Source organism: Streptomyces roseoverticillatus (assembly GCF_000719265.1).
GTDB classification, from domain to species: domain Bacteria; phylum Actinomycetota; class Actinomycetes; order Streptomycetales; family Streptomycetaceae; genus Streptomyces; species Streptomyces roseoverticillatus.
Map to the genome: position 1 here is coordinate 76,654 of NZ_JOFL01000016.1, position 14,081 is coordinate 90,734.

The following is a 14,081-nucleotide window of genomic DNA, read 5'->3' on the forward strand; positions in this document are numbered from 1 at the left end:
ACCATCTTGAGTCGAGGACCGATCGGGAAGCCCTGGCCGGGCGGCGAACCGGAGACCGTGGCCGCGCTGCTCCGACACCGCGCGGACCGCACGCCGGACGCGCTCGCCTACCGCTTTCTCCCCGGTGCCGACGACGCGAGCGAGTCGTGGACCTACGGGGAACTGGACCTGCGCGCCCGCACCGTCGCGGGGCGGCTGCTGCGCGAGAACCTGAGCGGCAAGCCCGTCCTGCTGCTCCACCCGCCGGGCCTGGACTACATCGCGGCCTTCTTCGGCTGCCTGTACGCCGGCGCGGTCGCCGTGCCCGCCTACCCGCCGGACAGCGCGCGCTTCGGCCAGACCATGCCCCGGCTCGCCGCCATCGCACGGGACTCCGGGGCCACGCACGCCTACACCACCGCCGACGTCCGCGACGCGGCCCGCGCCAAGCCGGAGGAGATCTCCGCGCTCGGCCTGGCCGGGCTCACGTGGCTGACGGCCGCCGACCTCGGGCCCACGGACGCCGAGGCCTGGCACGAGCCGGGCACGGACGGCGGCTCGCTCGCCTTCCTGCAGTACACCTCGGGGTCGACGGCCGACCCCAAGGGCGTCATGGTCACCCACACCAACCTCGTCCGCAACCTGCGCTCGATCCACCTGCGCCTGGAGCACGACGAGGACTCCGGGATGGTCTCCTGGCTGCCCCCGTACCACGACATGGGGCTCATCGGCGGCATCCTCACCCCGCTCTACGGCGGCTTCCCCGCCCACCTGATGGCGCCCGCGACGTTCGTCCGGCGGCCGCTGCTGTGGCTCGACACGCTGTCGCGGACCCGGGCCTCGACCAGCGTCGCGCCCAACTTCGGCTTCGAGCAGTGCCTGCGCCGCATCACCGACGAGCAGCGCGACGCCCTCGACCTGCGGCACTGGCGGCTCGCCCTCAACGGCGCCGAACCCGTACGGGCCGGAACGCTGGAGCGCTTCGCCGGCCGCTTCGCCCCCTGCGGCTTCGACCGGCGGGCCCTGCTGCCCTGCTACGGCCTGGCCGAGGGCACCCTGATGGTCACCGGCATCGGCGCCTGCGAGCCGCCCGCCCTCGGCTCCTTCGACGCCGAGGCCCTCGCCCGCGGCGAGGCGCGGCCCGCCGCGGACGGCGCGGAGCGGGTGACCCGGGTGGTCGGCTGCGGCGCCCCCGTGCCGGACGTCGAGGTCGCCGTCGTCGACGCGGAGAGCCGCCGGCGGGCGGACGAGGGCCGTGTCGGCGAAATCTGGGTGGCGGGGCCGAACGTCGCCGGTGGCTACTGGGGCCGTCCCGAAGCCACCGACGAGGTGTTCGGCGCCCGCATCGCCGGCGAGGACGCCACCCCGTATCTGCGCACCGGCGACCTGGGCTTCCTGCGCGACGGGCAGCTCTACGTGGTCGGCCGCACCAAGGACGTCGTCATCGTGCAGGGCCGCAACCACTACCCGCACGACATCGAACTCACCGCGGAGAAGGCGACCGGCGCCGTCCGCCCCGGCAGCGGCGCCGCGTTCGGCATCGCCACGGAGCAGGGCGAACAGCTCGCACTGGCCTACGAGTTCGGCAGCGGCGACCCGGCGGCCGCGCTGGCCGCGCTGCGGACCGCGATCGCCGAGGAGCACCAGGTCGCGCCGCACACCGTCGTCCTCCTCAAACGATCGACGGTGCCGAAGACCACCAGCGGCAAGATCCAGCGGCAGGCGTGCCGGGCGGCTCTGACGGGCCTGGAGCTGTCCGTGGTGGCGGCGAGCGTGGTCCGCGACGACGCGGGCCTCTCCACCACGGCCGGCGCCCGGCCGGGCCGCGAGCAGGCCGCGGAGGCGGTCACGCGCGTGCTGCGCGGGGCGACCGGCGCGGACGAGGTCGCCGGCCGCGGATTCGCCGGACTCGGTCTGGACTACGCCGGGCTCCTGGACGCCGTGGGCGCGCTGGAGCGCGAGTTCGGCGTACGCCTGCCGGTCGGCGAACTGCTGGTGCGGCCGCAGGTGGGGACGCTGGTGGAGCTGCTGCCCGACGAGGGCGGCCCCGGCGAGAGCAGGGCCGCAGAGAGGGACGAGGCGGAGGAGGCTGCGGAGGGGCACGGCAGGGGCGCCGCCGTGGACGGGGCCGGCGAGGGCACGGCCGTGGACGGAGCCGGCACGAGCATGGCCGCGGGCCGGCACGGCCGGAGCACGGCCGTGGACGGGCACAGCGCGGGCACAATCGCGGACGGGGCCGGCGCGAACACAGCCACGGACCGGCACCGCGCGGGCACCGCTCTGGACGGGGCCCACGGAAGCGGGACCGCTGCCCGGGCCGGTGACGGCACCTTCGCGGACGCGCCCGACGACGGCGCCCTCTCCGGTGCACCCGCCGGCGCGCCCCGCCGCGTACCCGGTCCCGCCGCCGTCGAAGCCTGGCTGGCGGCCCGGATCGCCGAGCGGCTCGGGCTGCGTGCTTCGGCGGTCGACCGGGACCTGCCCTTCGCCTCCCTCGGGCTCGATTCCCGGCAGGCCGTGGCCGTCGCCGCTGAACTCGGCGACTGGCTGGGCCAAGAGCTGCCCGCGGGCCTGGTCTTCGAGCACCCGTCCGTCCGCGCGGTGGCCGCCCGCCTCGGCGCGGAGGCGCAACCGCAACCCGCGTCCTCCCCCACCGCTCAGGCGGCCGGTGAGCCCGTCGCGATCGTCGGCATGGGCTGCCGCTTCCCGGGCGCCCCCGACGTGGACAGCTACTGGCGGCTCCTGCTGGACGGCCGCGACGCCGTCGGCGAGGTGCCGCGCGACCGCTGGGACCCCGAGCTCGTGGAGGCGCCGCGGCACGGCGGCTTCCTGGACCGGGTCGACGCCTTCGACGCCCGGTTCTTCGGGATCTCGGCGCGCGAGGCGGAGCGCATGGACCCGCAGCAGCGGCTGCTGCTGGAGGTGGCGTGGCAGACCTTCGAGGACGCCCACGTCACCCCCGCGCGCCTGGCGGGCAGCGAGACCGGCGTCTTCGTGGGCATCAGCAGCCACGACTACGCCGAGCTGCAGATGCCGCACCTGGAGGCGGTCGACGTCTATTCGGCGACCGGCAACGCCCAGTCGGTGGCGGCGAACCGGCTCTCGTACCACTTCGACCTGGCCGGGCCGAGCCTCGCCGTGGACACGGCGTGCTCGTCGTCGCTCGCCGCCGTGCACATGGCCTGCCAGAGCCTGCGCGCCGGCGAGTGCCGCACGGCGCTGGCCGGCGGGGTGAACCTCCTGATCACGCCGGGGCTGTCGGTGGCGTTCACGCAGGGCGGCATGCTGTCCGCGGCCGGGCGCTGCCGGACGTTCGACGACGCGGCGGACGGCTACGTGCGCGGCGAGGGCGTGGGCCTGGTGTACCTCAAGCCGCTGTCGGCGGCGCTGGCCGACGGCGACCGCGTGCACGCGGTGATCCGCGGTTCGGCGGTGGGCCACGGCGGGCGCAGCAACGGTCTGACGGCGCCGAAGGGTTCGGCGCAGCGGGCGGTGATGGCGCGGGCCCTGGAGCGGTCGGGCCTCACGGCTCCCGCGGTGGGCTACGTGGAGGCGCACGGCACGGGCACGGCGCTGGGCGACCCGGTCGAGTGGGAGGCGCTGGCGGGCGTGTACGGGCAGGGGCGGGCCGCGGAGGAGCCGTGCCTGGTGGGTTCGGTGAAGACGAACATCGGTCACCTGGAGGCGGCCGCGGGGATCGCGGGGCTCATCAAGGCGGCGCTGGTCGCCAAGTACCGCCAGGTGCCGCCGTCGCTGCACTTGTCGACGCCCAACCGGGGCCTGGACCGGGAGGGGGCGGGGCTGGAGGTGGCCACGGAGCGCCGTCCGCTGCCCGTGCGGGACACGGCGCGGGCCGGGGTGAGCTCCTTCGGGTTCGGCGGCGCGAACGCGCACGTCGTCCTGGAGGCCGCGCCGGACCTGCCGCCCGCCCCCGCACCCGCGGTCCGGCGCCCGCGGCACGCCCTGTGCCTGTCGGGGCACACGCCCACCGCCCTGGCCGCGCTGGCCCTCCAGTACCGCACGCACCTCGCGGCCCGTCCGGACGCGGATCTGCGGGAGGTGTGCCACTCGGCGAACACGGGGCGGGCGCACCTCGCCCACCGCGCGGTCGTCACCGGCGCGTCGGCCGCGGACCTGGACGCCGCGCTGGACAACCTGGTCCGCGACCGGCCCTCGACGGCGGCCGTGCGGGGACACGTGCTGGGCCGGCCCGAACCGAAGGTGGCGTTCCTCTTCGGCGGCCAGGGCACCCAGTACACGGGCATGGCCAAGGAGTTGTACGGCACGCACGAGGCGTTCACGCGCACGCTCGACCGGGCCGGCGCCGTCCTGCAGCCGCTGCTCGGCGTTCCGCTGACCCGCCTGCTCTTCGACGAGGAGGGCGCCGGGCTGCTGCGCGGGACGCGGTACTGCCAGGCGGCGCTGGTCGCCCTGGAGGCCGCGCTGGCCGAGGTGTGGACGTCGCTGGGCGTGCGCCCGGCGGCCGTGCTGGGGCACAGCGCCGGCGCGATCGCCGCGGCGGCCGTCGCCGGGGCGGTGTCCCTGGAGGACGCGCTGGTGCTGGCGGCGGAGCGCGGCCGGCTGATGGACGAGCAGCCGGGCGAGGGCGCGATGATCGCGTGCGTCGGCGACCCGGACACGGTCCGCGAGGTGGCCGGGGAGTTCGCCTCGGTCGCGGTCGCGGCGGTCAACACCGGTGACCACCTGGCGCTGTCGGGCGCGGCCGCGGAGATCGCCGCGGCGGGCGACGCCCTGCGCGGGCGCGGCCTGACGGTGCGGCCGCTGGTCGTCTCGCACGCCTTCCACTCGCCGCTGATGGCGGGCGCGGCGGACCCGCTGCGGGAGGCCGCGGGCCGGATCTCCTTCGCGGAGCCCGCCGTCCCCTGGGTCTCTGACGCCACGGGCGAGCTCACCGGCCGCCCGGACGGCGACTACTGGCGGGCGCACCTGCTCGGCACCGTGCGCTTCGCCGACGGGTTCGCGACCCTGCGCCGGCTCGGCTGCGACGCGTTCGTGGAGATCGGTCCGCACCCGACGCTGCTCAACCTGGGCCGCTCGATGACGGCGGCCGAGCCCGGTGCGGCGGACGGCCCGGTGCCGCTGTGGCTGCCGTCGCTGCGGCGCGGCGGCGACGCGTGGGAGTCGCTCCTGCAGTCCCTGGGCCGGCTGCACTGCGCGGGCGGCGCCGTGGACTGGGGCGCGCTCGACGGCGGGGACCCGCCGCGGCACGTCCCGGTGCCGCACGCGGTCTTCGAGCGGGAGTCGTACTGGTTCACGGCCCCGGCCGCGAGCCGTGCGCGGCGCCCCGCCGTGACGGGTCCCGCCGCGCCCGCTGCCGCGCCCCAGGAGCCGTACGCCCCCGCGGCGGCCGGCCCGGCCGTCGAGGGCAGCGTCCTCGGCCACATCGCGCGGATCTGCGGCTTCCCCGCCGAGCAGATCCCGCCGTACGCCCGGCTCGGCGTGGACCTGGGGTTCGACTCGCTGATGCGGACCGATCTGCAGCGCAGCATCGCCGCCCAATTCCCCGATCGGATGGACGAATTGCACCGTGACCTTCCCGAGGACCCGACGGTACGGGACCTGGTGGACCGGCTGGCCGACGGCGGCGGATCCGTACCGCCTGCCGCCCCCGCCCCCACCCCGGCGCCGGCCGTTCCGGCCCCGGTGCCGCAGCCCGCGCGGCCGGCGGTGAAGCAGGAGTACGCGTTCGAGGAGTGGGCCGAGTACGCCGAGCTCCAGGGGCGGCTGCGGCAGGCCCGGTCGGGCGGCTCCAACCCGTACGGCCGCTCGCACGAGGGCTTCAACTCGGCCGAGGCGACGATCGGCGGCCGCAAGGTCGTCAACTTCGCCGCCTTCAACTACCTGGCGCTGTCGGGCCATCCGCAGGTGCGCCAGGCCGCCAAGGAGGCCATCGACCAGTACGGCACGTCGGCGTCGGCGACCCCGCTGCTGTTCGGCGAGACCCCGCTGCACCACGAGCTCGACGCCGAGATCGCCTCGTTCCTCGGCACGGAGGCGGCGATCGTCTTCGCGGGCGGCCACGCCACCAACGTGGCCACCGTGGGGCACCTCTTCGGGCCGGAGGACCTGATCGTCCACGACGAGTGGAGCCACGACTCCACCGTGCGCGGCTGCGTCCTGTCGGGCGCGCGGCGGCGGCCGTTCCCGCACAACGACTGGGAGGCCCTGGACCGGATCCTCACCGCGCTGCGCGGCCGGCACCGGCGGGCGCTGGTGGTGATCGAGGGCGCGTACAGCCAGGACGGCGACATCCCCGACCTGCCGCGGTTCATCGAGGTCAAGCAGCGCCACGGCGCCATGCTGATGATCGACGAGGCGCACTCGGTGGGCGTGCTCGGGGCGACCGGGCGCGGCATCGGCGAGCACTTCCCCGTCGACCGGGCCGACGTGGACCTGTGGATGGGCACCCTCAGCAAGGCGCTCGGCAGCCTCGGCGGCTACATCGCGGCCCGCGAGCCGATCGTCGAGTACCTCCGCTTCACCGCTCCCCTGCACATCTTCAGCACCGGCATCTCGCCCGCGAACGCGGCGGCGGCCCTGGAGGCGATCCGGGTCGTGCGCAAGGAGCCGCAGCGCGTGGCCCGGCTGCGCGAGCTGTCGGACTTCTTCCGCGCCGGGGCCCGGGAGCGCGGCCTGGACATCGGAGTGTCGCGGGCGTCCGCGGTGATCCCGGTCATCACCGGTGACTGGGAGAAGACGATGGCGCTGTCGAACTCCCTGCTGGAGCAGGGCGTCAACGTCATGCCCATCGGCTATCCGGCGGTCGAGCGCGACAAGTGCCGGCTGCGCTTCTTCATCAACGTCGACCACGGCGAGACCGACCTCGAAAACTCCCTCGACCTTCTGGTGTGATCCCATTGCCGACGCAGAAACCGGACCCGCATCCGCACACGGACCCGTCCTCCACCTCCCCCGGCGAGCCGTCCGGGCAGCCGGACGTCCTGGTCACCGGGGCCAGTGGATTCATCGGCGGGCACCTCGTCCGCCGCCTCGCCGAGCGCGGGCACCGGGTGCGCGTGCTCGTCCGCGAGGGCAGCGACCGCTCGGGGTTCGCCGGCTCCGAGGCCGGCACCGTCATCGGCGACCTGGACGACCCCGGCAGCCTGCGGCGGGCCGCGGCCGGCGTGCGGCAGGTGTTCAACTGCGCCGGGAAGTCGGCGGACTGGGGCGCCTGGGAGGACTTCCGGCGCATCAACGTCACCGGCGCGGCCAACGTCGTGGAGGCCGCGGCCCTCGCGGGCACGGTGCGGCGCGTGCTGCACGTGAGCACCACCGACGTCTACGGCTATCCCGTACGGCCCTGCGACGAGAGCACCGAGCCGCGCGACACCGGCCTCCCGTACAACCGCAGCAAACTGCTCGGCGAGCGGGCCGTGCGCGAGGCCTCCGCGCGCACCGGAATGCCGGTGACAGTGGTCCGCCCGGTGTCCGTCTACGGGCCCGGCAGCAAGGACTTCGTCATCGAGATCGCGGACCTGCTGCTGCGCAAGCAGATGGTCTACATCCGCCAGGGCCGCGTCCCGGCCGGCCTGCTGTACGTGGGCAACGCCGTCGACGCCATGATCGACGCGTGCGCCTCGGACGCCACGGCGGGGCGCGCGTACAACCTGCGCGACCCGGAACTCACCACGTGGCGCGAGTACATCGAGGCGCTCGCCCGCGGCCTGGGCGCGCCGCCGCCGAAGCTGAGCCTGCCCACCCCGGTGGCCACGGCCGTCGCGACGGTCTCGGAGAAGCTCTACGGCCTCTTCGGCATCAAGGCCCGGCCGGTCCTCACCCGCCACGCCGTGCACCTCTTCGACCGCGACCAGTCGTACGGCACCGCCCGCGCGCAGGAGGAGTTCGGCTTCAAGAGCCCGGTGGGCTTCGAGGAGGGCATGCGCCGCACCGTGGCCTGGCTGGACTCGCCGGAGGGACGCAAGCATGTCGCCCGCTGAGCCCCTCGTCGCCGCCCCGTCCCGGGACGCCCGGTGGTTCCCGCGCTTCGGCGCGCCGCCGCCCGCGGCCGACGCGCCCGGGACCCGGCTGATCTGCTTCCCGTACGCGGGCGGCACGGCCTCCGTCTACCGCGACTGGCGCGAGCGCCTCGGCGGCGCAGTCGCCGACGTGGCGGCCGTACAACTGCCCGGCCGCGGCCTGCGGATGCGCGAGGAGCCGTACGCCTGCGCGCAGCCGCTCGTCGCCGACGTCGCCGACGAGCTCGTGCGCCAAGGGCTCACCCGCGACTACGCGTTCTTCGGGCACAGCATGGGCGCCCTGCTGGCCTACGAGGTGGGGTGCGCGCTGCGGGACCGCGGCGAGCCCGGGCCGCGCCACCTGTTCGTCTCCGGCAGCAGGGCGCCGCACTTGTACGGGGACCGCACCGAGCACCTGCTGCCGGACGCGGAGCTGCGCGACTTCGCCGCCGGCATCGGCGCGCTCGGCGACGGCGACCAGGTGCTGCTCAACGGCGCCTACCTGGACCGCAGGCTGCCGGTCCTCCGCGCCGACCTGCGGGTCTGCAACGGCTACCGGTGGCGGCCGCGCCGCCCGCTGGACTGCCCGATGACGGCGTTCTCCGCGAGCGACGACCCGGTCGCCGACACCGCCGAGGTGGAGGCCTGGCGCCCGTACACGACGAGCTCGTTCCTGCACCACCACGTGCGGGGCGACCACTTCTTCCTCACCGCCGAAGGCCCCGCGCGGCAGCGGCTGCTGCGGGAGCTGCGCGGCGAGCTCGCCCGGCTCCCCCGGGCCTTGGGCACCCCATCCGAGCGTAAGGAACCGTCATGGACGTACTGAACCTGGTCAAGAGCGTCAGGGACCGCGTCGGGGAGCCCCTCGGCGACGCCCTGTCCGCGGTGCGGATCGCCGGCAACTGGCGGATGCCCCTGCTGCTCGCGGTGTCGAAGGGCTTCATCACGCCCGTCTACCGGGCGGCCTTCCTCGCCTCGGCCGCGGGCTCCGGCGTCCTCGGCTGGCTCGCCGTGCGCCCCTGCGACCTGGAGTCGCTGGCCGGCAAGCTGGGTGCCGCGCAGGACAAGCAGCGGCTGCGGGCCTGGCTGGAGCTGGGCGTGCGCCTCGGCGAGCTGGACCGGCGCGAGGGCTGCTACCGGCTGAAGAGCATCGCCGCCCGGACCCTCGCGCGGGCCGGCAACGACGCCCTGGCGGCCGCGCTGGAGGAGGTGCTGCGCTTCCACGTGCCGGTGCTGCTGGGCGGCCCCCGGATGGCGGCGACCGGCGAACGCTTCTCGCTGGGCGACCAGGACGGGCTCGTCATCGCCCGCTCCACGCGCGTGATCGAGCCGTTCGTCGAGGCCGCCATCGCCCGCACCCTCGACCGCGACAACGCCGTGCGGCTGCTGGAGGTCGGCTGCGGCAGCGGCGTCCACGTCCGGCACGCGGCGCAGCTGAACCCGCGCCTGTCGGCCCTCGCGATCGACATGCAGGAGGAGGTCGCGGAGACGGCGACCAAGAACATGGCCGAGTGGGGGCTCGCCGACCGCGTCGAAACCCGGCAGGGCGACCTGCGCACCCTCGACCTGCAGCCGCAGTTCGACCTCGTGACGATGCACAACAACATCTACTACTTCGCCGAGGACGAGCGCGTGGCGGCGCTCGCGAAGGCGCGTTCGCTGCTGGCGCCGGGCGGCAGGATCCTGCTGACCACCTCGTGCCAGGGCGGGAACATCGGCCTGGACGTCCTCAGCTTGTGGTTCACCTACGCCGACTTCGGCGGCCCGCTGCCCCGCGAGGAGGAGCTCGTCGCGCAGCTGGAGCGCGCCGGGTTCACCGGCGTGGAGGCGGCCCGGCTCGTCCCGGGCGAGCAGTTCCGGGCCTTCACGGCCACCAGCAAGTAGCCCCGCGCACCGCACCCCGCACGTCCCGCGACGGCCCGAGCGCCCAGGAGAGCCCGACATGGCAACCCGTTCCACTGACCCCGTGACCCTCGCGCCGCAGGCCGGCGACGTCGTCGTCCTCGGCGGCCCCGGGACCGCCGACGCGGCCGTCCTCGGCGGCAAGGCGGCCCGGCTCGCCGACATGATCGCGGCGGGGCTGCCGGTGCCGCCCGCCTTCTGCCTCACCACCGGCCTCTTCGCGCGCTACCTCGCCGACACCGGCCTGGCCGGCAAGATCGAGGGCGCCGAGGGCGGGGACGTCCGCGAGCTGATCCTGGCGACCCGCATCCCCGCGCCGCTCGCCGACGAGGTCCTCGCGGCCTACGAGCGGCTCGGGCGGCCGCGGGTGGCCGTGCGCTCCTCGGCGCTCAAGGAGGACTCGGCGGCGCGCTCCTTCGCCGGGCAGCACGACACGGTCCTGGACGTGGCGGGCGACGCGGCGCTGCTCGACGCCGTTCGGCAGTGCTGGGCGTCGCTGTGGTCCGCGCGGGCCACCGCCTACCGCGACGGCGACGCGGCCGAGGCCATGGCCGTCGTCGTCCAGGAGATGGTGCACTGCGACGTCAGCGGCGTGCTGTTCACCGTCGACCCGGTGAGCGCCCGGCCGCACCGGGTGGTCGTCGAGGCCTGCCGGGGGCTGGGCGAGGGCCTGGTCTCCGGGCGGGTCTCCAGCGACCTGTTCGTCGTCGACGACCGCAGCCTGGAGGTCGTCGAGGAGCGCGTGCGCTACAAGGTGGCCAAGTGGGCGCCGCTGGCACCCGGGAAGATCGGGATGACGAAGGTCGACGCCGCCGACCGCAGCGTCCCCTGCCTGGACCACGCCCGGCTCGCCGAGCTGGCGGGGCTCGGCCTGCGGGTGCGCGAGCACTACGGCAGCGAGCAGGACGTCGAATGGGGCCTGCGGGACGGGGTGTTCCACCTCTTCCAGACCCGCCCCATCACCACCCGGCCGCTCCCCGGCGACGACGCGGCGCGCGCCGGGACGCTCAGTCCGTACGTGGTGCAGCAGCCGGACCCCGTCCAGCACGGCACCCTGTGGTCCCGCATGGACATCGGGGAGATCTTCGTCGGGCTGATGACGCCGCTCGGCCTGAGCTTCGCGCGCTACTACCAGAAGCACGTCCACGTGGACTGCGCCGCCGCCCTCGGCGTCCGCGACACCGGCGACGCCGACCTGCACATGGGCTACTACCAGGGCCACGTCTACCTCAACATCTCCTACAGCGCCCACCTCCTGGGCCAGGCCCTGCCGACGCGCGACCAGCGCCACTTCACCAAGCGGTTCGTCGGCGAATACGTAGAGGGAGGGGAGGGAGGGGAGGGAGGAGCGCTCGCCGACTACGTGAACCCGTTCGGGAAGTTCCCCGGCGGCATCGAGGACGTACTGTCCACGGCGCACTGGCTGCGCTGCACGGCCGCCGAGGCGGTGCGGATGAAGTCGCGGTCCAAGGAGATGGTGGCCTCCCGGCTCTACGAGTTCGACCGCGCCCGGCGGCTGGACCTCTCGCGCATGAGCCGCCGCGAGCTGCACGCCGAACTCACCCGCAACCTCGGCTACTTCCACGACAGCCACGTGGGCTACATGCCGTACTACATCAACGCCTTCGGGTTCTACGGGATCCTCACCGAGCTGTGCCGCCTGTGGCTCGGCGAGGAGGGCCGGAACCTGCAGAACCGCATCAAGACCGACATGTCGAGCCTGCGGACCGTGGAGTCCGCGAAGGAGATCTGGGCCGTCGCCCAGGCCGCCAAGGACCGCCCCCGCGTCCTTAAGATCATCAACGAGGAGCCGCTGGAGAACGTCGCGGCGGCGCTGCGCGCGGACGACGAGGGCGCCGCCTTCTGGGAGCGCCGGATGGAGCCCTTCCTGCGCGCCAACGGCACCCGCGGCCACCAGGAGATGGAGCTCAGCCACCCGCGGTGGATCGACGACCCCTCGTACATCTTCCAGATGATCCGGCGGTACGCCTCCGACGGCTTCTCCACCGACGACATCCTGCGGCGCAGCAGCGGCTACCACGACGACTCGCGCGAGATCCTCAAGAAGCTCTCGCTGCCGCAGCGCAAGGTGATCGAGACGGTCATCTCGCTGTACGCGCTGTGCAGCGAGCTGCGCGAGACCACCCGCATGTCGATGATCACCTCGATCTGGCTGGTGCGAAACGTGGTGTACGAGGTGGGCCGGCGGCTGGTGGAGGCGGGTGTCCTGCACTCCCCCGACGAGGTGGCCCACCTGGACTTCGAGGACGTACGGGCCTATCTGGCCGGGGACGCCGACGAGACCGCGGCCTTCCCGCGCGAGCGGATCGACGGGGCACGGCGCCTGCACGAGTACCGCAAGCGGCTCCCCGAGCCGCCGCTCACCTTCATCGGCGAGCACGACATCACCCAGGCGGTGCGCCCCGCCCCGGGCGGGGCGCGGCTCAGCGGACTCGGCGCGAGCCCCGGGCGCGTCGTCGGCCGCGCCCGCATCGTGGAGGACCTCGTCTGGCAGGCCGACGAGTTCGAGGCCGGCGAGATCCTCGTGACGCGCTACACCGACGCCTCGTGGACCCCGCTGTTCGCCATCGCCGGCGGCGTCGTCACCGACGTCGGCTCGATGCTGTCGCACAGCTCGATCGTCTCCCGCGAGTTCCACGTGCCGTCGGTCGTGAACACCAAGTACGCGACGCAGCGCATCAGCACGGGGGACATGGTGATGGTCGACGGGGACACGGGGGTGGTGGAGGTAGTCGAAGGCTGATCCACCGTCAGCGCAACCCACCGAGGAGGAACGAAAGATGATTCCCAACCAGTGGTATCCGATACTCCCGGCCGAGGAGGTGCGCAACGACAAGCCCACGGGCGTCCGCCGGATGGGCCAGGAGCTGGTCCTGTGGCGCGACCTCGACGGCAACCTGGTCTGCCAGGGCGCGCGCTGCCCCCACAAGGGCGCGAACCTCGCCGACGGCCGGATGAAGGGCAACTCGGTCGAGTGCCCGTACCACGGCTTCCGCTACGGGCCCGACGGCGGCTGCAAGGCCATCCCCTCGCTCGGGTCGGAGGCCCGAATACCCGGCTCGCTCCGGGTGCCCGTGCACCCGGTGCAAGAAGCCCACGGCCTGGTGTGGTTGTGGTGGGGCGAGGAGCGCGCCGGACTGCCGGACATCCAGGCGGCTCCGGAAGTGGCGGACAACCCGAAGGTCCACTCGACGCTGCACTGGACGCGCCCGGTCCACTACACCCGCTACATCGAAAGCCTGCTCGAGTTCTACCACATCACGTACGTCCACCGTGATCACTGGTTCAACTACATCGACTACCTGTTCCTCTACGGGACCCCGCGCAAGCTGGGCCTCGACGGCAAGGAGCGCTACCTCTCCGCGACGAAGATCGTCAACCACCACCTGGAGACGGACACCGAGCGGCAGACGCTCCGCTACTCCTTCGACCACCAGGACGAGGCCGACCCGAAGAACACCACGCACTACGTCATCACGTTCACGTTCCCCTGCCAGGTGCACGTGCAGACCGAGCAGTTCGAGGCGACGTCGTGGCTGGTCCCCATCGACGACGGGCACACCGAGCACATCCTGCGCTGGTACGAGTACCCGGCGTTCAAACCGCTGCTCCGCTCGGAGAAGCTGCGCCGCGTCCTGCCCTGGATGTCCCTGTACATGGAGAAGTGGATCCAGGACGTCCAGGACGTCCGCATCATGGAGCGCCAGGAACCGAAGATCAGTGAGGGAGGCGTCAGCAAGTTCACCCCGGTCGACGAACTCAACGCCAAGTACTTGGCGATGCGGTCGCGGCTGATCCAGGAGGCGGCGGAGCCGAAGGCGGCGAAGGAGACGCCGAAGGAGACGGGGAAGGAGACGGCGAAGGAGAAGGAGACGGCGGCGGATCCGCTGCCGGCCGCCGGGGCACCGGAGCCCGCGGGGAAGCACCCGGCACCGGCGAACGGCCGGAGGGCGCCGAAGGCGGCCGCGAACGGCGAGGGCTTGGCGGCGGCACGGGCGAGCGGGACGCGGTGAGGCCCGGGGCAATGCTTGTGAGGCCGGGCCTCACAGGCCCCGCCGTACGACGCTGAAGGGGTGGGTTGTGAGGCCCGGCCTCACAAATCCGCCGCATCGGCGATCAGCCGCAACGGCGGACCGGCGGTGCCGGACACAGCTGATCCCGGCCGGACACCGCCCGTCCGGAATACGAAAAACCCCGGCTCGG

At 74.0% G+C, this 14,081-nt stretch carries 6 protein-coding genes; all 6 read left to right on the top strand.

The window, feature by feature from the left end:
• Positions 1-6 precede the first annotated feature (6 nt).
• From IF61_RS33430 to IF61_RS0119505, 6 genes are read left to right on the top strand one after another with little or no spacing between them, the layout of a single operon-like run.
• Entirely contained in the window at positions 7-6,852 is a 6,846-nt protein-coding gene (locus IF61_RS33430) for a type I polyketide synthase (protein WP_030367730.1), read from the top strand.
• 5 nt (positions 6,853-6,857) lie between these two features.
• Positions 6,858-7,937: an NAD-dependent epimerase/dehydratase family protein gene (locus IF61_RS0119485; protein ID WP_052392826.1), complete on the top strand. Its 1,080-nt coding sequence runs from the start codon at positions 6,858-6,860 to the stop codon at positions 7,935-7,937.
• The gene (locus tag IF61_RS0119490; protein WP_030367732.1) at positions 7,924-8,781 is read left to right on the top strand and encodes a thioesterase II family protein; all 858 of its coding nucleotides are present in this window, start codon (positions 7,924-7,926) and stop codon (positions 8,779-8,781) included. The genes IF61_RS0119485 and IF61_RS0119490 overlap by 14 nt, the downstream gene beginning before the upstream one ends.
• A complete protein-coding gene (locus tag IF61_RS0119495; RefSeq protein ID WP_030367733.1) occupies positions 8,769-9,839 on the top strand; it encodes an SAM-dependent methyltransferase in 1,071 nt (356 codons plus the stop codon). The genes IF61_RS0119490 and IF61_RS0119495 overlap by 13 nt, the downstream gene beginning before the upstream one ends.
• 58 nt (positions 9,840-9,897) lie before the next feature.
• Complete coding sequence (gene redH, locus IF61_RS0119500; RefSeq protein ID WP_030367734.1) at positions 9,898-12,621, top strand: undecylprodigiosin ligase RedH; 2,724 nt, start codon at positions 9,898-9,900, stop codon at positions 12,619-12,621.
• Between the two features lie 37 nt (positions 12,622-12,658).
• A complete protein-coding gene (locus IF61_RS0119505) occupies positions 12,659-13,891 on the top strand; it encodes an aromatic ring-hydroxylating oxygenase subunit alpha (protein WP_157848627.1) in 1,233 nt (410 codons plus the stop codon).
• Positions 13,892-14,081 lie beyond the last annotated feature (190 nt).

Coding starts and splice junctions, on each gene's coding strand:
- redH (WP_030367734.1), top strand. CDS start 9,898: ATGGCAACCCGTTCCACTGACCCCGTGACCCTCGCGCCGCAGGCCGGC.
- IF61_RS0119505 (WP_157848627.1), top strand. CDS start 12,659: ATGATTCCCAACCAGTGGTATCCGATACTCCCGGCCGAGGAGGTGCGC.
- IF61_RS0119495 (WP_030367733.1), top strand. CDS start 8,769: ATGGACGTACTGAACCTGGTCAAGAGCGTCAGGGACCGCGTCGGGGAG.
- IF61_RS0119490 (WP_030367732.1), top strand. CDS start 7,924: ATGTCGCCCGCTGAGCCCCTCGTCGCCGCCCCGTCCCGGGACGCCCGG.